The following is a 25,129-nucleotide window of genomic DNA, read 5'->3' on the forward strand; positions in this document are numbered from 1 at the left end:
TGTAGCGCAGCCGCAATTTCGAAAGAAATCGGCCTGTAGCCCCCGCCCAATGAGCGTTAGATGCTATGAAAACAGTAGCGAGGCTGGCGCCTAGAGCACGCGGTGCGTGAGCGCGGGCAGTTGCAGGCGCAGCTGGTCCAGGCGCTGGCCGTCCAGGCTGGCATCCACCACGCCGGCGCCCTCGGCCTCGCGCTGGGCGCTCACCAGGCCCCAGGGATCGACCACCATGGAATGGCCCCAGGTGCGCCGCCCGTTCTCGTGCAGGCCGCCCTGGGCCGGCGCCAGCACCCAGGCCAGGTTCTCCACCGCGCGGGCGCGCAGCAGCAGCTCCCAGTGCGCCTGTCCCGTCACGTGGGTGAAGGCGCTGGGCACCAGCACCACATCGGCCGCCAGGGTGCGGTACAGCTCGGGAAAGCGCAGGTCGTAGCAGACCGACATGCCGACGCGCCAGACGCGGCCGTCGCGCGATGGCAGCTCGAAGGCCACAGGCGCGGCGCCGCATTCGATCACGCGCGACTCGTCGTAGCACTCACGTCCGTTGTCGAACTTGAACAGGTGAATCTTGTCGTAGCGCGCCACGCACTCGCCCGTCGGCGCATAGGCCAGGGAAGTGTTGCGCACATGGGCGTCGTCGCCCGTGGCCATGGGCAGCGTTCCGCCGACCACCCACAGCCCCAGCTCACGCGCCGCGCTCGCCAGGAAGCGCTGGACCTGGCCGTCGCCGAAGGCCTCGCGCACGGCCAGCTTGTCGCCGTCCTTGTGGCCCATCAGGCAGAAATATTCCGGCAGCACGGCCAGCTCGCAGCCGGCGGCGGCAGCCTGCTCCAGCAGCTGGCGTGCCGTGGCCAGATTGGCCTGCACGTTTGTGCCCGACACCATCTGCAGGGCGGCGGCCTGCATCAGTTGGACCCCTGGACCTTGCCCGAGGGCGGGGCCTCGGCGGCGGCGGGCAGGGCCGCCTTGCGGTCGACCTTGGTGATGCGCGGGTCGGCCCAAGTGCCGTCGATGTGGAACTGCTGGGTGGCCGCCGCGATCAGGGGACGTTTGAGCACCATCTGGGCCACGAAGGTGCCGATGCCGATCAGGGGATTGATGGCGCCGGCCACCAGGGCCGCCGTGCCGGCATCGATCTCCGGCACCACCACCACGCTGATGTCCTGGGTTTCCTTGGCGATGTCGGCCCGCCCTTCCATCAGCACGGCGGCGTTGACGCCTTTCATCTGCAGGTTGTTGGTGGCGGCCACGCCCTGTTGAATGGTGATATCGCCGCGCAGGAAGTCGAAGGCAAAGCCCTGGCTGAAGACGTCACGGAAGTCCAGCGTCAGGCGGCGCGGCAGTGACTGCAGGCTGAGCACGCCCAGCAGCTTGGCGATGCCGGGATCGGCCTTGAGGAACTGGCCGGCCTCCACGTTGACGTTGAAGGCGCCGGTCAGCGAGGGATAGTCCAGGCCCAGGGGCGAGCCTGTCCAGGCGATCTGCCCTTCCATCCTGCCCTTGCCGCGGCGCACGATGTCCTTCATGCCGAAGCGCGCCAGCAGCTGGCCGGAGTCCGCGATGTCCAGCTTGAAGTTCATGACGGTGCGGCGGCGCTCGGCGGCCGCGCGCGTGCCGCGCACCGGGCCGGCCTGCGGCTCCAGCGCCGCCCAGTTGCCGGTGGCGGTGAAGCTGCCCTCGGGCATGGTCAGGCCCAGCTTGTTCAGGCGCCACTCGCGCACGCCGCCTTCGCGCGCCACCGCGCCGGCGCCGCGGTTGACCGCGTTGATGTCCAGCCGGCCGAACTTGCGGCCCTTGAGCTCGAAGTCGTCGACCACGATGTCCAGCGCCGGGATGCTTTCGGGTTGCTGGTCCAGCAGGGTCTCGACCTCGCTGGCGGTGCTGGCGGCGATCGCCAGCCGCGCCAGCCGGGCATAGACGCGGCCGTTGCCCGCGCCGGCGCTTTGCTGGTATTCGACATAGCCATTGAGCTCGCGCGCATCAACGTTGGCGCGCCAGACCAGGCCTTCGCGCGAGCCGCCGACCACCACGTTGTGCAGGGTGCGCCCTTCCACGGTCAGCTCGCTGGCGCGCAGCGCCATCACCGTCGGCAGATAGCTTTGCGAGGTCGGCAGGCTGGCGCGCGGCACGGCACTGCGGCCCTGCGCCACGTCGACGCCGACGCCCGCCAGCGCGGCCTCCCAGGCATCGATGTCCACCTTGGCCAGGTTGACGTTGGCTTGCACGCCCTGCTCGGGCAGCGGGGCCGACTCGCCCGGCGCCAGGCCCACCGCGATGCCGCCGCGCAGCACGCGCGGCTCGGCGCCGGACACATCGCGGATGTAGGCCAGCGATGCCACCCGGCCCAGGTCCAGAGCCACCTGGTCCTGCAGCCGGGCTGCACTGCCGGCGAGCGACTCGCGCACCAGGGCGTTCTCGTAGCGCAACGGCAGCGCCGCGTCGGCCGGCTTGGCCAGCGGCGGCGGCAGATTCAGCGCCAGCCCCTGCAGCGTGCTGTTGACCATCACCTCCATCACGCCGCGCCGCACTGCCAGCGTGGCGTTGTAGGCGGCGCCGCCGCTGGTGCTGCTGCCCAGGCGGGCGAGCGAGCCGAGCTCGGTTGCCTGGCGCAGGCCTTCGGCGGTGAACGCGCCCTGCACGCGCACCTGGACGCTGGGCTCGGTCGAGCCGGCCGGCACGCTGCGCCCGCCGCCCTCGATGCGCACGTCGCCGCCGAGCGCGCGCGCCTGCGTGCCGGCCAGGCTGAAGCCCTGCTCGCTGAAGCCCACGACGCCGCGGGCGCGCGACAGCATGGGGCTGTCGGGCGAGAGCTGCATGTCATTGCCGGCCAGAGTCACGCTGCCCTGCACGCGCGAGCGCTCCAGGGTCGCCAGCGGCAGCGCCAGTTTCAGAACGACCTCGGCATTGCCGCTGGCGCTGGTTTTGGCCAGTGCGCGGCTGGTCATGGCCGCCAGCGGCGAGGCGTTGACGAAGGCCAGCGATTCGGCCAGCGGCCCGCGCACATTGCCGTTCACGTTGACTACGGCGCCGTGGAACTGCGGAATCTGCGCGTCGGCCTTGACCTGCAGCCCCGCGCTGCCGGCAAAGCGGCCGGTCGCGCCCTTGACCTGCATGCCGCCGCGCTCGAACACCAGCTCGCCCGCCAACTGGCTCAAGGCCGGCCACTGCGGCGTGCCGGCAGCGCCGTGCGGCGGCACATAGGCGAACAGGACGTTCTGCACCTTGGCCGTGACCTTGAACTCGCCCGGCTGGCCGTTGGCGAAGGGAAAATCGTGCAACCGGCCCTTGACGCGAAAGCGCGCCTCGGTCACCGAGCCCTGCTGGACCGAAGCCTGGACATAGTCACGCGCCGGCTTGTGCACGCCCAGCGGCAGGTAGCGCCAGACCCGGGCGCCGTCGGCGCGGCTGAGGCTGGCCTGCAGGTCCAGCACGCCGGGAAAGCGTGCGCCGGCATCGCCGGTGCGCCAGCTGACCTGGCCTTCGCCCTGGGTGTCGGCGTTGCTGAACTTCAGGCCCGAGACCGAGACCTCAAGCTGCTCGCCCTTGCGCTGCCACTGCAGGTTGGCTGCCAGCTGCTGGAAGGGCAGGACCGGTTCCTCGAAGACACCGGGAAAGTCCAGCGCGCCGTCCTGCAGCGCGAGCTTGGCCTTGCCGCCGCTGTCGCTGAAGTCGAAGTCCAGCGCCGCGCCGCGGATGCCGGGCACGCCGGCTGCCGGCTTGTCGCCATGCGCCAGGCCGGGCCGCGACGCGATCTCCAGCCGCGAGACGCGGCCGCGCGCCTCATAGCGCAGGGGCGCGGCCAGCGGCCCCTGCCATTTGGCCTGCACGGTTTCGACCAGGCCGGCCGGCGCATGCGCGGCCAGCGCGGCGTGGGTGGTGCTGCCCAGGGGCAGGCGGCTGGCGACCTGGCTGAGCGCTGCCAGGTCCAGCCTGTCGGCGCGCAGCTGGCCACGTGCGGCCTGCTGGCCCTGGGCCTCGGTCCAGGTGACGGCCACGTTGCCGCCGGGCCAGCGCTGGCCTTCATGGCTGCGGAACTGCAGGTCGCGCGTCTCGAAATCAAAGCCGCCGGCCAGCCGCTTGCCGCCCAGCCGGCCCGACAGGTTGTCCAGTGCCAGCGGCGCCAGCCCGGCGCCCAGGGTGGCATTCACATCGGCCAGCACCATGTCGGCCACGCCGCCGGTGACCTCGCCCTTGCTGACGTCGGCCCAGGCGCGCAGCGCGCCGCGGCCGCTGGCCACATTGACGCCCAGGTCCGCATAGCGGCGCAGCTGCGACACGTCGATGCGCGCAAAGTCCGCGTGCAGCTGGCCGTCCCATTCGCGCCAGCGGCCGTGGTGGGTCGACAGCAGGGGCTGGCGGAACAGCGCGCGCAGGCTGAAGCGCTCGCCCCATTGCGCCGGCGGTGTGGCATCGAGCCGCAGCGCATGGCGGCGGGTGCTGTTGCGCATGGTGAAGTCGAGGTCTGCCAGCGCCAGTGGCGGCGCCGCGCGCGACTCGTCGGTCCAGCGCAGCGTGCCGCCGCGCACCACCACCTCGGTCTGGCGGAAGAACCAGTCGGCCGCGCGGCCGTCGTCGCCGCTGCTGCCGCTGGACAAGGCCAGGCCGGCGATGAAGATCTTGCCGTCGCGGCTGCGCCGCACGTCCAGCTCGGGCTTCTCGATATAGAGCTGGGCGAAGCCCAGGTTCCACAGCGAGCGCGGCGTCAGGGCCGCAACCACCCGCGCCAGCCGCAGGGCTTCACGGCCCTGCGGGTCCAGCAGCACCACGTCGCGCAGCTCGAACGAGGGGATGGGGCCCTCGCTGCGGGCCGTGACGGAGCCGATGCGCACCGGCACCCCCAGCACCCGTGAGGCCTCGATTTCCAGGTCGGGGCGCAGCTCGCCGATTCGCGGCACAATCCAGCCATGGAGCGCCCCCCAGGCCAGCGCCAGGACCAGCCAGCAGGCCACAAGAAGCCACAACAACCACTTTGCAAGGGCGGCGCAGGTCTTGAGCAGACTTGAGGGCGGCGGTGGCGACTCGTTCATGAAAACTTCGATGTGGCAGGAATTATGACCCCCGGTGGTGGCGCCGGTTCGACGCCCCAAGCCTTGCCGGTGTCGGACAAACACGCATTCGACGCGGCTGCGCTGTCGGGACAATCGCGCTTCGTGCAGCGCCTGCGCCGCCGCTATGCCGCGGAGTTGTCCCTGCTGCCGCCCGGTGCGCCCGACGCTGCGGCGCTGGCGGCCTGTTACGCGGCGTTGCGCACGCGCGGCGACGACCTGGGCACGGCCCTGCGCGTGCTGCGCCAGCTGGTGCTCGAGCGGCTGGTGCGACTGGACTGCGATGAACAGGCGCCGCTGGCCGTGGTCACCAGCGCCGTCACCACGCTGGCGGAATTCGCGCTGGACCATGCCTGTGTGCAGGCCATGCAGGACCTGGATGCGCAGCATGGCGCCCCGCTCGGACCCCAGGGCCAGCGCGCGCAGCTGTGGATCATCGGCATGGGCAAGCTCGGCGCGCGCGAGCTCAACGTGTCCAGCGACATCGACCTGATCTACGTCTACGACCATGACGGCGAGACCGCCGGCGCCGAGGGCCGCGGCCGCATCTCCAACCACGAATACTTTGCCAAGGCCGTCAAGGCCATCTACGGCCTGGTCGGCGAGACCACCGAGCACGGCTTCGTCTTCCGGGTCGACCTGGCGCTGCGGCCCAATGGCAACTCCGGCCCGCCGGCGGTGTCGCTGGATGCGCTGGAAGACTATTTCCAGGTGCAGGGCCGCGAGTGGGAGCGCTTTGCCTGGCTCAAGAGCCGGGTGGTCGCGCCGCGCTCGTGCATCGAGAACGGCTCGGCCCCCGCGCCCAGTGCGGGTTCGGCGTCCCCGCCCGGCGAAGGTTCGGTGTTCTTGCCGCGCGAAGGCTCGGCCACCGCGTTGCGCGGCGCAGTCCTGCCCTTCGTGTTCCGCCGCTACCTGGACTACAACGTGTTCGACGCGCTGCGCGTGCTGCACCGGCAGATCCGCGAGCACGCCGCCAAGCGCAGCGCCGGCCGGCCCGAGCGGGCCAACGACGTGAAGCTCTCGCGCGGCGGCATCCGCGAGATCGAGTTCACCGTGCAGCTGCTGCAGGTGGTGCGCGGCGGCCAGTTCCCCGAGCTGCGTACGCGCCCGACCCTGCAGGCCTTGCAGCGGGTGGCCGCCGCCGGCCTGATGCCGCAGGCCACGGCCGACACGCTGGCGCGGGCCTATGAATTCCTGCGCCGGGTCGAGCACCGCATCCAGTACCTGGACGACCAGCAGACCCATGTGCTGCCCATGTGCTGCAGCAGCGACGACGACAGCGACCTGACCTGGATCGCCCGCACCATGGGCTATGCGGAGTGCTGCGCCTTCCTGCACGAGCTCGACAGCCATCGCGAGTTCGTCGCGCAGGAGTTCGACACCCTGCTGGGCGGCGCCGGCGCCGGTGAATGCAAGAGCTGCACCAAGGGTGGCCGCGCCCCGGCGCCCGACCTGGAGGCGCTGCTGGAGGACCTGCCCGACAAGCTGCGCGAGCGCGTCGACCAGTGGCAGCGCAACCCGCGTGTGCTGGCCCTGCGTGAAGACGCCCGCAACCGGCTGACGCGTCTGGTGGCGCGCACCGGCCAGTGGCTGCGCGAGGGCCGGGTCAGCGAGGAGGCCGCGCTGCGCATGGCCGACTGGATCGAGCCGCTGCTGCGGCGCGAGAGCTACCTGGCGCTGCTGCTGGAGCGCCCTGGCGTGCACGAGCGCCTGCTGCGCCTGCTGGGCGCGGCGCGCTGGCCGGCGCGCTACCTGCTGCAGCACCCGGGTGTGATCGACGAGCTGGCCGGCGACGCCCTGCTGTCCGAGCGCTTCGTGGCCGCCGACTTCGAGCGCGAGCTCGAGCAGCGCCGCAACGCGCTGCGCCGCACCGGTGAGGACGACGACGAGGCCCTGCTGAACCTGCTGCGCCGGGCCCACCACGCCGAGATGTTCCGCACCCTGGCGCGCGACGTCGAGGCCCGCATCACGGTGGAACAGGTGGCCGACGACCTGAGCGCCCTGGCCGACGCCGTGCTGCGCGTGACCGCCCGCTGGTGCTGGGACCGGCTGAAGAACCGGCACCGCGAGGCGCCCAGTTTCGCCATCATTGGCTACGGCAAGCTCGGCGGCAAGGAGCTGGGCTACGGCAGCGACCTGGACATCGTCTTTGTCTACGAGGACGAGGACGAGCGGGCGCCCGAGGCCTATGCCGCCTTTGTGCGCAAGCTGATCAACTGGCTGACCACCAAGACCGCCGAGGGTGACCTGTTCGAGATCGACACCGCGCTGCGTCCCAACGGCAGCTCGGGCCTGCTGATCACCAGCTTCCAGTCCTACGCCAACTACCAGCAAAACCGCGGCAGCAACACGGCCTGGACCTGGGAACACCAGGCCATGACGCGGGCCCGCTTCGTGCTGGGCGAAGAGGCGCTGCGCCAGAGTTTTGACGCCGTGCGCCAGGCCGTCATCAGCGCGCCGCGCGATGTCCAGGCCCTGCGCGGCGAAATCATCGCCATGCGCGAGAAGGTGCGCAGCGCGCACCCGGTCAAGGCTGGCATGTTCGACGTCAAGCACAGCCCCGGCGCGATGGTGGACGCCGAGTTCGCCGTGCAGTTCCTGGTGCTGTCGCAGTCCCTGGCCCATCCCGAGCTGGTACCCAACCTGGGCAACATCGCCTTGCTGCAGCGCGCGGAAGGCGCCGGCCTGCTGCCCGCCGGTGTCGGCCAGGCCGCAGCCCATGCCTACCGCGAGCTGCGGCGGGTGCAGCACAAGGCGCGCCTGAACGAGGAGCCGACCCAGGTCGCGCTGCCTGCGCTGCAGGCCGAGCGCGATGCCGTGCTGGCCCTGTGGGCTGCGGTTTTTGCCTGAGGCCTGCACCACAGCTTTTTGCCGGTTTCCGTCAGTAACCCGGCCCCACTTTGGCCGCCGCGCGATGGTAGGCTTGCGCGGCGCGCCGCACCCACAGCCTTGGCCGTACCAAGGTCCGGGCACAGGGGCGGCGCAGCGCACCCGACCAAGGGGAAAGACCCAATGAAGAAACTCCACATCCTCGCAGCAGCGAGCGCCGCGCTCTGGCTGGCCGGCTGCGCCCTGCCACGGCCGCCGGCCTCCGTCGCCGCACCCACGCCGCCGCAGTGGTACGCGCCGCTGCCCCACAATGGCACCATCGCCGACCTGAGCCAATGGTGGCGCCAGGTCGGCGACCCGCTGCTGGCCGAGCTGGTCGACGCGGCCCAGGCGCTCAGCCCCAGCGTGGCCTCGGCGCGCTCGCGCATCGAGCAGGCCCGCGCCAGCCGCGTCGCCGCCGGCGCCGCCCTGTTGCCGTCGCTGGACGGCACGGCTTCGGCCAACCGTAGCAACACCCAACTGGGCCTGGCGCAGGCCGCCAGCACCGCCCAGGTCGGCCTGCAGGCCGGCTGGGAGATCGACCTGTTCGGCGCCAACCGCGCCGCCGTCGACGCCGCCCAGGCCCGCTTCGAGGGCGACCAGGCCGGATGGCACGAAGCCCGGGTGTCGGTGGCGGCCGAGACGGTCAACAGCTATGTGGCGCTGCGCACCTGCGGCCAGCAGCTGGCGGTGGCGCTCAACGACGCGGCCTCGCGGGCCGAGACGGCGCGCCTGACCGGCATCAGCGCCGGCGCCGGCTTCACCGCGCCGGCCGACGCGGCGCTGGCCCGCGGCAGCGCCGCCGAGGGTGCGGCACGGGCCAAGCAGCAGCGCGCCCTGTGCGACGTCGAACTCAAGGCCCTGGTGGCGCTGACCGGCATGGCCGAGCCGCTTTTGCGGCAAAAAGTGGTCGCAGCCCCCATGATCGTTGCCCAGGACGCTATGCTTTCCGTAGCATCCCTGCCGGCGCAGGTGCTGGCGCAGCGGCCCGATGTCTACCGCGCCGAGCGCGAGGTGGCGGCCGCCAGCGCAGAGGTTGGTGCGGCCCGTGCCGACCGCTACCCGCGCCTGCAGCTGTCGGGCACCGTCGGCGCCGGCCGCATCCGCGTGGGCGGGGTGGACACCGACCTCAACACCTGGTCGATCGGGCCGCTGGCGATGACCCTGCCGCTGTTCGACGGCGGCCGCCGCGCCGCCAACGTGGACGCCGCCCAGGTGCGCTACGAGGAGGCCGCGACCTTGTATGCGGCCAACGTGCGCCAGGCGGTGCGCGAGGTCGAGCAGGCCCTGGTCAACCTGGACAGCGCGCGCGGGCGCGACCAGGACACCCGGGTGGCGGCCGAGGGCTACCGCACGGCGTTCAACGCCACCGAGGTGCGCTACCGCAACGGCCTGGCCAGCCTGGTGGAGCTGGAGGACACGCGGCGCACTGCGCTGGCCTCCGAAACCGCCCTGGTCGCACTGCAGCGCGAGCGTATCGCCGCCTGGGTGGCGCTGTACCGCGCGGTGGGCGGCGGCTGGAGCCGTCCGGAAGAAGGCGCTGCCACCGCGCAGCGCTGAACGTTTCACAAGACAAGAACAAGCCATGCAATTCCAACAACGCAAATCCGCCGCCGCCATCGCCGTCCTGGTCCTGCTGGCCGGCGCCGCCGCCATCCTCAGCAGCGGCTCGCGCGCGGCCGACGACAAGAAGCCCGTGGCCAAGCCGGCGCTGACCGTGACCGCTGCGCTGCCGCTGCGCCAGAGCCTGGCCATCAAGCTGGCGGCCAACGGCAACATCGCCGCCTGGCAGGAAGCCAGCGTCGGCGCCGAGGGCGTGGCGCTGCGCCTGACCGAAGTGCGGGTCAATGTCGGCGACCGCGTCAAAAAGGGCCAGGTGCTGGCGGTGTTCGCCACCGACACGCTGCGCGCCGAGGCAGCGCAGGCGCGCGCCAGCCTGGCCGAGGCCGAGGCCAGCGCCGCCGAGGCCCACGGCAATGCGGAGCGGGCCCGCAGCGTGCAGGCCAGCGGCGCGCTCAGCGCCACCCTGGTCAACCAGTACCTGACGGCCGAGAAGACGGCGCAGGCCCGGCTGGAGGCGGCGCGGGCGGTCTACCAGGCGCAGAGCGTGCGGCTGAACCAGACCCAGGTGCTGGCGCCCGATGCCGGCATCATCTCGGCGCGCATGGCCACCGTGGGCGCGGTGGTGGGCAACGGCACGGAGCTGTTCCGCCTGATTCGCCAGGGCCGCCTGGAATGGCGCGCCGAAGTCACCTCCGCCGAACTGGGCCGCCTGACCGTGGGCACCCTGGCTGAGGTCACTGCCGCCAGCGGCGCGCGCCTGGCCGGGCGCGTGCGCACCATCGCCCCGACGGTGGATGCGCAGACCCGCGCCGCCCTGGTCTATGTGGACCTGACGGCGCTGCCGGGCCCGGCCTCGGGCAGTGCCCGCGCCGGCATGTTCGCGCGCGGCGAGTTCGATCTGGGCGCGGCCCCGGCCCTGACGGTGCCGCAGGCCGCCCTGGTGGTGCGCGACGGCTTCAGCTACGTCTACCGCATCAACCCCGACAGCCGCGTCAGCCAGGTCAAGGTGCAGACCGGCCGGCTGGCCGGCGACCGGGTCGAGATCAGCGGCGGCCTGGCGGCCGACGCGCGCCTGGTGGCCTCGGGCGGGGGCTTTCTCAACGACGGTGACCTGGTGCGCGTGGTTGAAGAGCAAAAACAAGCTGCAGCCCCCGCAAAGCCTGCTTCGGCCGCTAGCAAATAAGGAGCATTCAAGATGATGAATGTTTCCTCCTGGTCGATCAAGAACCCGATTCCCGCGGTGATGCTGTTCGTGCTGCTGACGTTCGGCGGCATGCTTTCGTTCAACGCGATGAAGGTGCAGAACTTTCCCGACATCGACCTGCCCACGGTGAGCGTGACGGCCAGCCTGCCCGGCGCGGCGCCCGGCCAGCTGGAAAACGACGTCGCCCGCAAGATCGAGGACGCCATCGCCACCACCCAGGGCCTCAAGCACATCTACACCAAGGTGCAGGACGGGGTGGTCACCATCACGGCGGAATTCCGGCTGGAAAAGCCCGTGCAGGAAGCGGTGGACGACGTGCGTTCGGCCGTGGCCCGCGTGCGCAGCGACCTGCCCGGCGACGTGCGTGAGCCCATCGTCACCAAGATGGACCTGGCGGCCCAGCCGGTGCTGGCCTTCACCATCTACTCGGCCCGCATGGACGAAGAGGCCCTGTCCTGGTTTGTCGACAACGACATCTCGCGCAAGCTGCTGGCGGTGCGCGGCGTCGGCGCCGTCACCCGCGTCGGCGGCGTCAGCCGCGAGATCCGCGTGGCGCTGGATCCCAACAAGCTGCAGGCCCTGGGCGCGACGGCCGCCGACATCTCGCGCCAGCTGCGCCAGGTGCAAAGCGAAAGCGCGGGCGGCCGCACCGACCTGGGCGGCAGCGAGCAGCCGGTGCGCACCCTGGCCACCGTCAAGACGGCGCAGGAGATCGGCGCGCTGGACGTGGCGCTGAGCAACGGCCGCCGCGTCAAGCTGTCGGAGGTTGCCACCGTCAGCGACACCACGGCCGAACGGCGCGCCGCCGCCCTGCTCAATGGCAAGACGGTGGTGGGCTTCGAGGTGGCACGCAGCAAGGGCGAGAGCGAGGTGACCGTGGGCGCGGCCGTGCATGCGGCGCTGGCCGAGCTCAAGCTCCAGCATCCCGACATCGAGCTGACCCAGGCCTTCGACTTCGTCACGCCGGTGCAAGAGGAGTACGAGGGCTCGCTGCACCTGCTGTACGAGGGCGCCGTCCTGGCGGTGCTGGTGGTCTGGCTGTTCCTGCGCGACTGGCGCGCCACCTTCGTCTCGGCCATCGCCCTGCCCATGTCGGTGATCCCGGCCTTCATCGGCATGTACCTGCTGGGTTTTTCCATCAACGTCATCACGCTGCTGGCCCTGTCCCTGGTGGTGGGCATCCTGGTGGACGATGCCATCGTCGAGGTGGAGAACATCGTGCGCCACCTGCGCATGGGCAAGAGCCCTTACGAGGCGGCGATGGAGGCGGCCGACGAGATCGGCCTGGCGGTGATCGCGACCACGTTCACCCTGATCGCGGTTTTCCTTCCGACGGCCTTCATGAGCGGCGTGGCCGGCAAGTTCTTCAAGCAGTTCGGCTGGACCGCTTCGCTGGCGGTGTTTGCCTCGCTGGTGGTGGCGCGCGTGCTCACGCCCATGATGGCGGCCTACATGCTCAAGCCCATTGTCGGCGGCGAGGGCGAAGACCCGCGCTGGATGAAGATCTACATGGTCTGCGTCAACTGGAGCATGAAGCACAGGGTCAAGACCATGGTCCTGTCCACCCTGTTCTTCTTCGGCTCGGTGGCCCTGATCCCGCTGCTGCCCACCGGTTTCATCCCGCCCGACGACAACTCGCAGACCCAGGTCTACCTGGAGCTGCCGCCCGGCTCGACCCTGGCGCAGACCCAGGCCCTGGCCGAACAGGCGCGCCAGCTGATCGTCAAGGTCGACCACATCAAGAGCGTCTACACCACCATCGGCGGCGGCAGCGCCGGCACCGACCCCTTCGCCTCCTCCGGCGCGGCCGAGGCGCGCAAGGCCACTCTGACCATCTTGCTGGCCGAGCGTGGCGACCGGCCGCGCAAGCAGGGCATCGAGAACCAGATCCGCGCGGCGCTCGAACCCCTGCCCGGCGTGCGCAGCAAGGTCGGCCTGGGCGGCTCGGGCGAGAAGTACATCCTGGTGCTCAGCGGCGAGGACCCGCAGGCCCTGCAGGCCGCGGCCATGGCCGTCGAGAAGGACCTGCGCACCATCCCCGGCCTGGGCAGCGTGGCCTCCACCGCCAGCCTGATCCGGCCGGAGATCGCGGTGCGGCCGGACTTCGCCAAGGCCGCCGACCAGGGCGTGACCAGTTCCGCCATCGGCGAGACCCTGCGCATCGCCACCGCAGGCGACTACGACATCGCCCTGCCCAAGCTGAACCTCTCGCAACGCCAGGTGCCCATCGTGGTCAAGCTGCAGGAAGACGCCCGCAAGGACCTGTCGGTGCTGGAGCGGCTGTCGGTGCCGGGCACCCACGGGCCGGTGATGCTGGGCCAGGTCGCCACGCTGGAGATCACCGGCGGGCCGGCGGTGATCGACCGCTACGACCGCTCACGCAACGTGAACTTCGAGATCGAGCTGTCGGGCCTGCCGCTGGGCGACGTGACGCAGATGGTGCAGCAGCTGCCGGCGGTGAAGAACCTGCCGGCCGGCGTGTTCGTGCGCGAGGTCGGCGACGCCGAGGTCATGGGCGAGCTGTTTGCCAGCTTCGGCCTGGCGATGCTCACCGGCGTGCTGTGCATCTACATCGTGCTGGTGCTGCTGTTCAAGGACTTCCTGCACCCGGTGACGATTCTGGCGGCCTTGCCGCTGTCGCTGGGCGGCGCCTTCGTCGGCCTGCTGATCGCGCAGAAGAGCTTTTCCATGCCGTCCCTGATCGGCCTGATCATGCTGATGGGCATTGCCACCAAGAACTCCATCCTGCTGGTCGAGTACGCCATCGTCGCGCGCCGCTACCTGGGCATGAGCCGCTTCGACGCGCTGCTCGACGCCTGCCACAAGCGGGCCCGTCCCATCATCATGACCACCATCGCCATGGGTGCGGGCATGCTGCCCATCGCCATTGGCTTCGGCACGGCCGACCCGAGCTTTCGCTCACCGATGTCGATCGCGGTGATCGGCGGCCTGATCACTTCAACGGTGCTGTCGCTGCTGGTGATCCCCGTGATCTTCACCTACCTGGACGACCTGGAGCAGTTCATCGGCCGCATGGTGGGCAAGCTGCGCCGCCATCCGCGGCCGGTCACGCCCAAGCCTGCGCCCGACACCCCAGCCTGAGACGGCGCGCGGCCTGGCCTCTCAGGTGGAGGCCGGGGCCTCGCGCTTGCCGCCCGGGTGTTCGGCAAAGCGGGCTGCATCCGCGCCATGCACCGGGGCGCTGTCCTGCCAGGGCCAGCCGCCGAACTGGGTGCGGCGGTAGTCCTGCATGGTCTGCGCGATCTCGGCCTGCGTGTTCATCACAAAGGGGCCGTACTGCACGACGGGCTCGGCGATGGGCTTGCCCTGCAACAGAAGAAACTCAGCGACCTCGGCGCCGTTGACCAGATCGACCGCCACATCAGCGCGCAGCGCGATGGCCACGGGGCCCATGAGCTGCTGGCCGCCAACGGTCGCAGTCGCGCCCTTGAAGAAGTACAGCGTGCGCTGCGTGCCTTCGCCGGCTGCGGCCGGCAGGGTCCATTGCGCGCCCGGCTCCATGCGCAGGGTCCAGATGGCGACGTCGGCTTCGGGCCGTGCAGCCCAGGAGTCGGGTGGCGGCGGCAGCGGCGCGCCTGCACCTGCGAGCTGGCCGGCCACGGTCGACACCACGGTCTTGCGGCCGGCGCTGTCGGTGGCCACCAGGCGCGGGATGTCCTGACCCCAGAACATGGTGAAGTGCGGCTGGGCCATCTTGTTGGCCTTGGGCAGGTTCAGCCAGATCTGAAACAGCTCCAGCGGATTGGGCGCGTTGTCGTCGAGCAGAGGAAACATCTCGGCATGGACCACGCCCTGGCCGGCGGTGAGCCACTGCGCATCGCCCTGGCCGAAGCGCGCCCTGGCGCCCAGCGAATCGGAGTGGTCGATCAGGCCCTTGCGCACCACGGTGACGGTCTCGAAGCCGCGGTGCGGGTGGGCGGGGAAGCCCGGCACGCTGTCGCCGTGGTACATGCTCCAGCCGTCCTTGCGGCTGAAGTCCTGGCCGATGGCGCGGCCGTCCAGCGGCGCGGCCGGGCCCATGGCGCCGTTGCCCTGCGGGTAGGCGTCGTCGTGGTAGGCGCAAAACAGGAAGGGGTCGGCGGTTTCCCAGGGGAAGCCGAGGGGCTGGACGGAGAGCACGGGGCTGTTGGACATGGAAGGCCTTTCTCTCCCGAAGATAAGGCCTGGCCGCCGTGCTTTCAAGCGGCTAAAGGAGGTAGCGCGTCTCCCACCAGCTGAAGAGAACGTCGCGCAGGGCCGCGCCCAGGTCCTCGCCGTAATAGCGCTGCAGGCCGGCGGCCAGCAGGCTGGCGTGCTCTTGCTCGCTCAGCGCCAGCTCCAGCGGGCTGATGCGCAAAGGCACATTGGTGAAGCTGGCCTGGTAGCCGGGGTCGCGGCGCAACGCGCGCTCGGTGCGGATGTTGGGCTGGCGGAAATCCGCAGGCGTGCGCTGGTTGCTGTAGCTGGCCAGGGGCGGCACGCTGGCCAGGTCGCGCTCGCTGGCGCTCCAGATCTGGGCCTTCAGCGGCTTGAGAGAGAAGTTGCTGGTGCGCATGACGTCGGCGCCGCAGACATTGGGCACGGCCAGCACGTCCATCAGGGCCAGCAGGTCGACATGGTCGCCTGCCACCGTGGTCTGGCGCGTGATCTGGCCGCGCCCTTCACGCACCTCGGTGGACATGAAGAGATTGAAGGAGTCGTGCACGTCGTCGGGTGTGAGGCCGTACTCGCGCTGGGCTTCGGCCTGGATGTCGTGGCAGTTGGTGTGCACCGGCATGCCGTAGCTCGACTCGTACAGGTAGGCGCTGCAGCGCGGGAACAGCACGTCGTTGCAGCGCGCCGTGTCCTCCAGGATGTACATCATGGCGCGCTCGCGCGGCGGCGCCGACCACAGGAAGTGGCCGGTGGTGGGCAGCAGGCCATGCACGGTGCGGGTGCGGCCGGTGTGCATGGCCTCCTTGTAGTCGTGCATGTTGAAGCAGTTGAAGTCGGCGCACTGGCCGCCCTCGACCTGCTCGATGCGCAGCAGCTGGCCTTTGAGGACTTCCAGTGCCTTGCCTGTGCCTGGTTCGATGACGTGCTCGGCCAGCAGCGCGCGCTGCGTGGCCAGGCCTTGCAGCTCGGGCGCGGGTGCGGCCGGGCGCGGCGGCGCCGGCAGCTCCCGCTCGGCCAGGGCGCGCCGCACCATGGCGATGCGGTCGGCCGCCGCGCCCTGTGCGATGGCCCTGTCCATCAGTTCGAGTTGCTGCTGATTGAGCAGCAGGGTGACGGTGGTCTGGGGCATGGGAAGTCCTTGTTCGCAATTCTTGTATACGTGATTGGCACAGGAACTACGCAAACTATGTGCCCAGTTTTTCCTGCGCTTCCTCCTGGAAATGCATGGATTTGGTGCAAGAACGGCCGAAAACCGCTGGCACGTCCCTTGCGAGATGTGCGGCCACAGGTATACGTCAACACAGACCCACGCACCCATGCCGCCGCGCACACCGTCCACGCCCGCCCAGAAAGCCGAGCTCGCTTTCAAGGCCATGCACCGCGCCATCCTCGAGCAGGCGCTGGTGCCCGGCACCCGGCTGCCGGAGGACCAGCTGTGCAGCCAGTTCGGCGTCAGCCGCACCCTGGTGCGCGCCGTCCTGGGGCGGCTGGCGGCGCAGGGCCTGGTGGACACGGGCAACAAGCGCACGGCCACGGTGGCCCAGCCCAGCCTGGAAGAAGCCCGTGCCGTGTTCGAGGTGCGGCGCGGCCTGGAGGCGCAGGCCGTGGCCCTGGTGATCGAGCGCTGGCAGCCTGCCATGGGCGCCGTGCTGGAAGGCCATGTGCGCGAGGAGGAGTTGGCCGCGCGTGAAGGCCGGGTGCCGGTCTCGGCCCGCCTGGCCGGTGAGTTCCACACCACCATCGCCCAGCTGACCGGCAACCCGCTGCTGCAACGCTACCTGTCGGAGGTGGTGACGCGCTGCTCCCTGGTGCTGGCCGTCTATGGCCGGCCGCACCAAGCCGATTGCGCCTGCACCGAGCACCACGCGCTGATCGAGGCGCTGCGCAGCCGCGATGCAGTGCGCGCCGCCAGCTTGATGGCGGAGCACATGGACAACATCGAACGCCGTGCCCTGCTGCCCCAGGTGGCGGCGGGCGATGGCGACCTGGCCAGTGTGCTGTCGCGCTATGCCGGCGCGGTTGCCAGCACCACTGCCGGCGTGCCGCTGAAGGTGCGCGTGCCGGCCGCCGCCAGGCGGCGTGCCGCCGGCTGATCCTTTCTTTCACCACAACGCAACGGAGCCCGCAATGAAGAACTTCTCCATCGACCGCCGCCAGTTCCTTGGCCATAGCGCACTGGGCGCGGCCGGCCTTGCCGCGGCTGGCCTGCCCCTGGCCTCACTGGCCCAGGGCAAACCCGTGACCGTCGGCATCATCTATGTCGGCCCGCGCGACGACTTCGGCTGGAACCAGGCGCATGCCGTCGGCGCCGCGGCGCTGCGCCAGCTGCCCAATGTGAAGGTGGTGGAGGAAGAGAACGTGCCCGAGACCACGGCCGTGCGCAAGACGCTGGAGGCCATGGTGCAGTCCGATGGCGCCTCCCTGGTGTTCGGCACCTCCTTCGGCTACTTCGATCCCTTCATGATCGAGTCGGCCAAGAAGTACCCCAAGGTCGAATTCCGCCACCCCACCTCGCTGTGGTCGGCCGACAAGCACCCCATGAACCTGGGCGGCTACTTCTGCTTCCTGGACCAGGCCCACTACGTCAACGGCATCGCCGCGGGCCTGTCCACCACCAGCAACAAGATCGGCTACGTCGCCGCCAAGCCCATCCCCATCGTGCTGCGCAACATCAACGCCTTCACCCTGGGCGTGCGCAAGGTCAACCCGCAGGCCACAGTGCAGCTGATCATCACCGGTGAATGGTCGATGTCGGTGCGCGAGGCCGAAGCGACGAATTCGCTGATCAACGCCGGTTGCGATGTCATCGCCTGCCACGTCGACAGCCCCAAGGTCATCATCGAGACGGCCGAGCGCAAGGGCATCAAGACCGTGGGCCACAACGCCAACCAGGCCAAACTGGCACCCAAGGGCTTCATCACCGGCGCCGAGAACAAGTGGGAGACGGTCTACAAGTCCTTTGCCGGCCAGATCGCCAAGGGCGAGAAACTGCCCAACACCTTTTTCGGCGGCTACGACAAGGACATGGTGGCCAGCACGCCCTTTGGCGCCGGCGCCAGCGACAAGGCGCGCAATGCCGCCACGGCTGCCATCGCCGAGCTCAAGGCCGGCAAGCCGATCTTTGTCGGCCCGATCAAGAGCAACACCGGCAAGGTCGTGGTCGACAAGAGCTACGGTCTGTACGACCCCTTCCTGGACCGCATCGACTTCCTGGTCGAAGGCGTGAACGGCAAGATCTGAGGCCGCGCCCGGCGCCCGGCCTTCGCCTCAGTGGTGGTGGCCGTGCTCGCCGTGCACGTGCTTGTGGGCGATCTCTTCGGCGCTGGCCGCGCGCACGCCCGTCACCTTCAGCGTGAAGCGAAGCTCGCGGCCGGCCAGCGGGTGGTTGCCGTCCAGGTGCACGGTCGCTCCCTTGATCTTCATGACGTGAAAGACGTGGGGATCGCCGGCATCGGTGCGGCCCTCGAGCTGGCCGCCGACCTTGACGCCGGGCGGGAACTCGCTCTTGGGAATGGTGCGCACCAGGGCCTCGTCGCGCTGGCCGAAGGCGTCCTCGGGCTGCAACTGGAGCGTGACCTGGAAGCCCGCCTCCTGGCCGTCCAGGGCCGCCTCGATCTTGGGCAAGGTGTTCTCATAGCCGCCGTGCAGGTAGACCATGGGGTCCTTGCTGGCTTCGATGAGCTTGCCGCTGGCCTCGGCGACCTTGTATTGCAGGGTGACGACGGTGTCTTTTTCGATCTTCATGCGCCCATTTTGCCGCGAACCCGGAACTAGGCGCCGAAGCCGCCGACCGGGCGGGCACAATGGGGCATGCACACAGGCGCCCCCACCCTGCAGGCGCCGCCACCCGCGCCCGCTTCGATTGCCGCACCGGTTGCGGCCCCGGCCCCGACCGCTCCAACCGAACCCTTGCTCTTGACGGCTGCGCGCGTCTGCACCTTTCTGGGCGACAGGCTGCTGACCAATGCCAGCGGCTTCTTTTTCCAGCGCGGCGAGCGGCTGTTCCTGGTGACCAGCCGGCACGTCATGCTGGACGAGCCGAGCAAGCATTTCCCTGACCGCATCGAGATCGAACTGCACATCGACGCGGCCAACATGGCGCGCTCGACCGGCTTTTCCATGCCGCTGTACCGCGACGGCAAGAGCCTTTGGCGCCAGGGCGAGGACAAGGCCGGCGAGATCGACGTGGCCATGCTGGAGATCCAGCGCACGGCCCTGCCCCGCAGCGCGGTCTACAGCGCGTTCACGCCGCAGCACCTGCACGACGGCGTGGCGCCGGTGGAGGTCGGCGCCTCGCTGCTGGTGGTGGGTTTTCCGCTGGGCTTTCACGACACCCTGCACCACATGCCCGTGGTGCGCCACGCGGTGGTTGCTTCCTCCTTCGGCCTGCGCTTCCAGGGCAAGGGCTATTTCCTCACCGATGCCCGGACCCACCGCGGCACCAGCGGCGCGCCGGTCGTGATGCGCGCCCCCCAGGGCACGGCGCAGGGAGGCCTGCCCTGGCTGTTGCTGGGCGTGCACTCGGCCCGGCTGGACGTGGGTTCGCGCGACCTGCAGCTCGATGAGGCCCTGGGCCTGAACTGCGCCTGGTACGCCGACATCCTGATGACCCTGAGCGAGCGCTGAGCACGTCGCGGTCTGTAGCCGAAAGCTGCAACCCGGCCTCGGTTTTGTCCTACAGAACGTTAGCGCTTGCTTGCTAGGCTTGACGCATGAAATCTGTGAAAGACAAAAGCCGCAACACCGCCGCGTCACCCAGCGCGGCGCCGCGGCAGGAATTCGAGGTGGCCTACTTCACCAAGGAGCTGGGCCGCCCGCTGCAGCGCAAGATGCTGGAACGCCAGTTGGCTGCGCTAGGTGAGGGGCACCAGGCGTCTGGCAGCCATGGCGAGGATGCCGGAACCGATGCGGTCCGCGTCCCGCCCCAGGCCGACCGCGCCGGCTGAACGGCGCGGCACATCAGCTGCGCGGCGGCCACTGGTCGTACAGGCGTGCGGCGACCCGCTCCCCCCACAGCTCCAGCTGCGCCGGCGTGCCCCGGTGCACCTGGTTGGCGGCGGCGCCGCGCACATAGCCCAGCGCCACGCAGGCACCGGCCAGCGGACTGAAGCCGCAGGAGCTGATGTCGCCGGCATTGCGGCCGTCCAGCAAGATGGTCTCGCCGCCCCAGGGCCAGGCCCCTACGTCCTCCAACACCAGGCTCACCAGCTTCTTGCGCAGGGGCTGGCCCTGCGCGGCCAGCAACGCCTGTTTGCCGGTGAAGTCCTGCGGCTTGTCCAGCTTGACGCTGAAAGCCAGGCCGGCCTCCCAGGGCGTTTCATCGGGGCCGAGCTCGGCCCCCCAGGCGCGCCGCGCCTGCTCGATTCGCAGTGCGTCCAGCGCGTAGTAGCCAGCGTCGCGCAGGCCCAGGTCCTGCCCGGCCTCATGCAGCGCCAGGTAGACATGGCGCGCCATCTCCACCGGCACATAGAGCTCGAAGCCGGGGCCGCCGACATAGCTCATGCGGGCGGCACGCACCCGGGCGAAGCCCAGGTCGATCTCGCGGGTCCAGGAAAACTTCAAGGCCTCGGGTGACAGGTCGTCGGGGCTGACCCGTGTCAGCAGTTCGCGGGCCTTGGGGCCCATCACAGACAACACACAGGTCATCGCCGACACATCGGTCAGCACGGCGTGCTCGGCTTCGCCGATGTGGCGGCTGATCCAGTCGTGGTCGCGCGTGGCCTGGGCAGAACCGGTGATGATGAGGAAGCGGTCCGCCGCCTGGCGGATCACGGTCAGGTCGCTTTCAAAGCCGCCGCGCGCGTTGAGCATGGCGGTGTAGACCATCTTGTCCACCGGCACGTCCATCTGGTTGGCGCACAGCCGCTGCAGCAAGGACAGGGCGTCGCGGCCTTGCAGCAGCAGCTTGGAAAACGAGCTCTGGTCGTACAGGGCCACGGCTTCGCGCGTGGCCTTCTGCTCGGCCTGCATCCAGGGCAACCAGCCGGGTGTGTCCAGGCTGTCTTCGGGGCGCGCGGCGCCGGCGGGTTTGAAGTAATTGGCGCGTTCCCAGCCGTTCTTGCTGCCGAACTCCGCGCGCTTGGCGGCCAGCAGGTCGTACAGCGGCGAGGTGCGCAGCGGCCGCGCCGTCTGCAGCTCCTGGCGCGGCCAGCGCATCGCATAGTGCAGGCCCAGGGTCTCGCCTGTGCGCTCGGCCAGTGCCCGGCGGTTGCCTGTGAAACTGCCGAAGCGGCGCACGTCCACGTCCCACAGATCGGTCGACGGCTCGCCACCGGTGATCCATTCGGCCATCAGGCGGCCGGCGCCGCCGCTGTTGGCGATGCCGGCCGAATTGAAGCCGGCGCAGACGAAATAGTTGCGCAGTTCCGGCGCCTCACCCAGGATGAAGTTGCCGTCGGGTGTGAAGCTCTCGGGCCCATTGAGCAGCATCTTGACCTCGGCTGTCTCCAGGCAGGGCGTGCGGTGCAGGGCGGCCGTCATCAGCGGCTCGAACTGGTCCCAGTCCTCGCCCAGCAGCTCGAACTGGAACGTGCTGGGGATGGGGTCCATCTTCCAGGGCTTGGCCTGGGGCTCGAAGCCGCCCATCACCAGGCCGCCGACTTCTTCCTTGTAGTAGATGTAGCCGTCCGGGTCACGCATCACCGGTAGCATGGGATGCACGCCGGGGATCTGGCCGGTGACGATGTAGAAATGCTCGGCCGAGTACAGCGGCACGTTGACGCCGGCCAGCTTGCCGAACTGCCGGGCCCACTGGCCGGCGCAGTTGACGATGACATTGCAGCGCACCTCGCCCTGGGCGGTGCGCACGCCCGCAGCGCGGCCCTTCTCGGTCAGCACGCCGCTGACCTCGATGCCCTCGGCGATTTTCACGCCGCGGTTGCGCGCGCCCTTGGCCAGGGACATGCACAGGTCGGCGGGATTGGCCTTGCCGTCGCCCGGCAGCCAGAGCGCGCCCTGCAGGTCGTCGGTGCGCATCACCGGCCATTTCTCGCCTGCCTCGCCCGGTGAAATCTCATGGCATTCCACGCCGAAGCTGCGCGCCATGGCCAGCTGCTTGCGCAGCACCTTCATGCGCTCGGGCGTGCGCGCCACGTTGACGCTGCCGCACTGCTTCCAGCCGGTGGCCAGGCCGGTCTCGGCCTCCAGCGTGGCGTACAGCTCGATGCCGTACTTGCTCATCTGGGTCATGGTCCGGTTGGGGCGCATCTGGCCGACCAGGCCGGCCGCGTGCCAGGTCGTGCCGCTGGTCAGCTTGCCCTGCTCCAGCAGCAGCACGTCGGTGCGGCCCAGCTTGGCCAGGTGGTAGGCCACCGAGCAGCCGGCAATGCCGCCGCCGACGATGACGATGTCAGCATGGGTCGGAAGTGTCATGGTGTCATCCCATTCTCAAGGCCATCACGCCCAGCACGATCACGCCCGTGCCCATGGCCCGGCGCACGGTGAAGGCTTCTTTCAAAAACCAGCTGCCCAGCAGGGCTGCGAACAGCACCGAGGTCTCGCGCAGGGCCGCCACGGTGGCGACCGGCGCGCGGCTCATGGCCCACAGGGCGATGCCGTAGGAGCCGAAGGATGCGACCGCCGCCCCGGCCGCCACCGGCAGGCGGGCGCGCGCATAGGGCCATGCCACCGCGCCGCCGCGGCGCATGAAGACGATGAGGGCAAAGGGCCAGCCGTCCAGCACGAACAGGGCTGCGACGTACTGCAGCGCATTGCCGCCGCCCGTGTAGGAGGCGCGTGAGCCCAGCGCGTCGACCACGGTGTAGACCGCGATGATCACGGCATTGCTCAGTGCAAAGCCCACGGCACGCGGCCGTTCCATGGCGTGGCGCGACAGGCCCAAGGCCAGCACGCCGCAGCTCACGGCCAGCACGCCGGCCCAGGCCAATGGGCTCAGGCGCTCGCCCAGCATCAGGCTGGACGACAGTGCCACGAGCAAGGGCGCGGTGCCACGCATCAGCGGATAGGTCAGGCCCAGGTCGCCGTGCTTGTAGGCGCCGGTCAGCGCGATGTAGTAGCCGATGTGGATGACCACCGAGGCGAGGATGTAAGGCCAGGCCGCCGCCGGCGGCCAGCCGGTGAGCAGCACCAGCGGAATCGCCAGCAGCGAGCCCACCAGGTGGATGACGGCCGTGTCCAGCGCCTTGTCGGGGCTGGACTTGACCAGCGCGTTCCAGCTGGCGTGCAGCAGCGCGCCGAACAGCACGGCCGCGACCAGGGTCCAGGTCAGGCCCATCGGCCTTGCGCAGCTGGCGGGCAGGCGCCGGCGCCCGTCATTGCGCCAGGGCGCAGCGGCGGGCGCGTGCCAGGTAGTGCGACAGCGGCGGCGTTGTCAGGCCGCCCTCCTTGGCCAGGTCGTCCCAGATGCGCACGCGCACGGCCTGGATGGCCCCGGGCTGGCCGATGAAGGTCTGTGCCTGGTCTTCGCTGAAGATGCCGCCTTGCAGCACCAGCGAGCGCTTGGAGTCGGTCGACAGGGCGTCGTAGTAGCCCGGATGGGTGGCGCACAGATAGCGCTTGGCGTCCACATGCAGGCGGATGGGGTCGGTGACGGCGGCGCCGAACAGGCCACGCAGAAAGGGCAGGGCCCGGTACTGGTGCAGGTCGTCCACGCCCTGCAGGGTGGGGTTGGCGCCGAAGTCGTGCAGCATGTGGCCCAGGTCGTGCAGCAAGGCGGCTGTCACCAGCTCGTCCTCAGCGTCCTCGTTCTCGGCAAGCATGGCCGACTGCAGTGCATGCGCGAGCTGTGTGACGGGCTCGCCGTCGTACTGTTCGCCGCCCCGGGTGAGGAACAGTTGCTCGATATCAGGAAGGCTCAGCGCCATGGCGACCTCTTGAAGTTCAGACCCAGGGCAGCGAATAGGTCTTGAGATTGGTGAAGCTTTTCATCGCTTCCTGCACCCCTTCCTTGTAGCCCAGGCCCGAGTCCTTGATGCCACCGAAGGGCGTGAGCTCCAGCCTGTAGCCCGGCACCTCGCGCACATTGACGCTGCCCACATGCAGCTCATTGATGAAGCGGGTGATGTAGTCCAGGCGGTTGGTGCACACCGAGCTGGACAGGCCGTAGGCCGTGCCGTTGGAGATGGCGATGGCCTCGTCAATGGTCTTGAAGCGGATGATGGGCGAGACCGGGCCGAAGGTCTCTTCCCGCGCCACCGTCATCTCCGGCATGACGTTGTCGATCACCGTGGGCGCGTACAGCGCGCCGCTGCGCTGGTTGCCCACCAGCAGGCGGGCGCCCTGGCCCACGGCCTCCTGCACGCGCTCCTCGAAGGAACGGGCCGCCGCCTCGTCGATCACCGTGCCCATCTCGTTGGCCTTGTCCATGGGGTCGCCGAACTTCCAGGCCCGGGTTTTCTCCACCACCTGCTCGGTGAAGCGGCCAGCGACGGCCTCGTGCACCAGCATGCGCTTGACGGCCGTGCAGCGCTGGCCGGAGTTCTTGTACGAGCCCTGCACCGCCAGTGTCGACGCTTCGTCGATGTCGGCGTCCTCCATCACGATGATGGGGTCATTGCCGCCCAGCTCCAGCACCACGCGGCGGTAGCCGGCTTTGGCGGCGATGTACTTTCCGATGGCGACGCCGCCGGTGAAGGTCACCAGATCGACCATCGGGTTGGTGATCAGCTCGTCGGCGATCTCGCGTGGGTCACCCGTCACCACGCTGAGCATCTCGGGCGGCAGGCCTGCCTCGTACAGGATGTCGGCGAACAGGATGGCCGAGAACGGCACCTTCTCCGAGGGCTTGAGCACCATGCGGTTGTTGGTGGCGATGGACGGCACGACCTTGTGCGCCACCTGGTTCATCGGGTGGTTGAAGGGTGTGATGGCGGTGATCACGCCCAGCAGGGGCGAGCGCTGGGTGTAGACGCGGCGCTTCTTGCCGTGCGGCGTCAGGTCGCAGCTGAAGATCTGGCCGTCGTCCCTGAGCGCCTCGGTGGCGCCGAACAGCAGCACGTCGGACACGCGGCCGGCCTCGTAGATGGCGTCCTTGATGCACAGGCCGGCTTCGGCGGTGATCAGGGCGGCCACTTCATGGAGGCGGTCGCGGATGATGGCGGCGGCCTTGTTGAGGATGGCGGCGCGCTCGTAGCGCGTCAGCTTGGGCTGGCAGGCATGGGCGATGGCGAAGGCCTCGCGCACCTCCTCCAGCGTGGCCTTGGGCACGCTGCCGATGGCCTGGCCGGTGTAGGGGTTGCCGACCTCGATCGCGCGTTCACGGCCGGCCCCGACCTTGCGGCCGGCGATGCGCATGGCGTCCAGGCCCTTGTCGCGGATGTAGCTGGAGATGTCACTCATGGCT

General features: G+C 69.8%; 17 protein-coding genes. 8 read left to right on the top strand and 9 right to left on the bottom strand.

All coding sequences use genetic code 11. The features are described 5' to 3' along the window. Positions 1–90: 90 nt before the first annotated feature. Both Q0632_RS12530 and Q0632_RS12535 read right to left on the bottom strand, forming a co-directional pair. Complete coding sequence (locus tag Q0632_RS12530; RefSeq protein ID WP_298930130.1) at positions 91–900, bottom strand: carbon-nitrogen hydrolase family protein; 810 nt, start codon at positions 898–900, stop codon at positions 91–93. Then, the gene (locus Q0632_RS12535; RefSeq protein ID WP_298930133.1) at positions 900–5,021 is read right to left on the bottom strand and encodes a YhdP family protein; all 4,122 of its coding nucleotides are present in this window, start codon (positions 5,019–5,021) and stop codon (positions 900–902) included. Before Q0632_RS12535 ends, Q0632_RS12530 begins: the two co-directional genes overlap by 1 nt. Positions 5,022–5,045: 24 nt before the next feature. Between Q0632_RS12535 and glnE the strand changes: the two genes are divergently transcribed. The 4 genes from glnE (at position 5,046) to Q0632_RS12555 (ending at position 13,776) form a co-directional block, all read left to right on the top strand. Continuing rightward, positions 5,046–7,889, top strand: a complete 2,844-nt coding sequence (glnE, locus tag Q0632_RS12540; protein WP_298930136.1) for a bifunctional [glutamate--ammonia ligase]-adenylyl-L-tyrosine phosphorylase/[glutamate--ammonia-ligase] adenylyltransferase — start codon at positions 5,046–5,048, stop codon at positions 7,887–7,889. A 162-nt stretch (positions 7,890–8,051) separates the two neighbouring features. Beyond that, complete coding sequence (locus tag Q0632_RS12545; RefSeq protein ID WP_298930139.1) at positions 8,052–9,467, top strand: efflux transporter outer membrane subunit; 1,416 nt, start codon at positions 8,052–8,054, stop codon at positions 9,465–9,467. A gap of 25 nt (positions 9,468–9,492) precedes the next feature. Next, the gene (locus Q0632_RS12550) at positions 9,493–10,653 is read left to right on the top strand and encodes an efflux RND transporter periplasmic adaptor subunit (protein ID WP_298930143.1); all 1,161 of its coding nucleotides are present in this window, start codon (positions 9,493–9,495) and stop codon (positions 10,651–10,653) included. A 15-nt stretch (positions 10,654–10,668) separates the two neighbouring features. Then, entirely contained in the window at positions 10,669–13,776 is a 3,108-nt protein-coding gene (locus tag Q0632_RS12555; RefSeq protein ID WP_298930700.1) for an efflux RND transporter permease subunit, read from the top strand. Between the two features lie 21 nt (positions 13,777–13,797). Here Q0632_RS12555 and Q0632_RS12560 read toward each other — a convergent pair whose 3' ends face one another. Continuing rightward, complete coding sequence (locus Q0632_RS12560; RefSeq protein ID WP_298930147.1) at positions 13,798–14,829, bottom strand: pirin family protein; 1,032 nt, start codon at positions 14,827–14,829, stop codon at positions 13,798–13,800. 52 nt (positions 14,830–14,881) lie between these two features. Beyond that, positions 14,882–15,958: a DUF1989 domain-containing protein gene (locus tag Q0632_RS12565; RefSeq protein WP_298930152.1), complete on the bottom strand. Its 1,077-nt coding sequence runs from the start codon at positions 15,956–15,958 to the stop codon at positions 14,882–14,884. 187 nt (positions 15,959–16,145) lie between these two features. On the opposite strand from Q0632_RS12565, the gene Q0632_RS12570 reads away from it, so the two are divergent. Both Q0632_RS12570 and Q0632_RS12575 read left to right on the top strand, forming a co-directional pair. After that, a complete protein-coding gene (locus Q0632_RS12570; RefSeq protein ID WP_298930157.1) occupies positions 16,146–16,922 on the top strand; it encodes a GntR family transcriptional regulator in 777 nt (258 codons plus the stop codon). A gap of 34 nt (positions 16,923–16,956) precedes the next feature. Beyond that, entirely contained in the window at positions 16,957–18,069 is a 1,113-nt protein-coding gene (locus Q0632_RS12575) for a BMP family ABC transporter substrate-binding protein (protein ID WP_298930162.1), read from the top strand. A gap of 27 nt (positions 18,070–18,096) precedes the next feature. Here Q0632_RS12575 and Q0632_RS12580 read toward each other — a convergent pair whose 3' ends face one another. Continuing rightward, a complete protein-coding gene (locus tag Q0632_RS12580) occupies positions 18,097–18,573 on the bottom strand; it encodes a peptidylprolyl isomerase (protein ID WP_298930167.1) in 477 nt (158 codons plus the stop codon). 66 nt (positions 18,574–18,639) lie between these two features. Here Q0632_RS12580 and Q0632_RS12585 point away from each other — a divergent pair, with 66 nt between their 5' ends. Continuing rightward, the gene (locus Q0632_RS12585) at positions 18,640–19,455 is read left to right on the top strand and encodes a serine protease (RefSeq protein WP_298930171.1); all 816 of its coding nucleotides are present in this window, start codon (positions 18,640–18,642) and stop codon (positions 19,453–19,455) included. 86 nt (positions 19,456–19,541) lie between these two features. Continuing rightward, a complete protein-coding gene (locus tag Q0632_RS12590; RefSeq protein WP_298930178.1) occupies positions 19,542–19,775 on the top strand; it encodes a hypothetical protein in 234 nt (77 codons plus the stop codon). A 13-nt stretch (positions 19,776–19,788) separates the two neighbouring features. On the opposite strand, the gene Q0632_RS12595 is transcribed toward Q0632_RS12590, so the two are convergent. From Q0632_RS12595 to phnY, 4 genes are read right to left on the bottom strand one after another with little or no spacing between them, the layout of a single operon-like run. Then, positions 19,789–22,200 carry an FAD-dependent oxidoreductase gene (locus Q0632_RS12595; protein ID WP_298930182.1) on the bottom strand — a complete coding sequence of 804 codons (2,412 nt, stop codon included), beginning with the start codon at positions 22,198–22,200 and terminating at the stop codon, positions 19,789–19,791. Between the two features lie 4 nt (positions 22,201–22,204). Beyond that, positions 22,205–23,062 carry an EamA family transporter gene (locus tag Q0632_RS12600; RefSeq protein ID WP_298930186.1) on the bottom strand — a complete coding sequence of 286 codons (858 nt, stop codon included), beginning with the start codon at positions 23,060–23,062 and terminating at the stop codon, positions 22,205–22,207. A gap of 37 nt (positions 23,063–23,099) precedes the next feature. After that, positions 23,100–23,651, bottom strand: a complete 552-nt coding sequence (locus Q0632_RS12605) for a phosphonate degradation HD-domain oxygenase (protein ID WP_298930193.1) — start codon at positions 23,649–23,651, stop codon at positions 23,100–23,102. Positions 23,652–23,667: 16 nt separating this feature from the next. Beyond that, complete coding sequence (phnY, locus tag Q0632_RS12610; RefSeq protein WP_298930197.1) at positions 23,668–25,125, bottom strand: phosphonoacetaldehyde dehydrogenase; 1,458 nt, start codon at positions 25,123–25,125, stop codon at positions 23,668–23,670. Between the last annotated feature and the right edge of the window lie 4 nt (positions 25,126–25,129).

Origin of the sequence: uncultured Ramlibacter sp., from assembly GCF_936925435.1 — a bacterium.
Lineage (GTDB): Bacteria > Pseudomonadota > Gammaproteobacteria > Burkholderiales > Burkholderiaceae_C > Ramlibacter.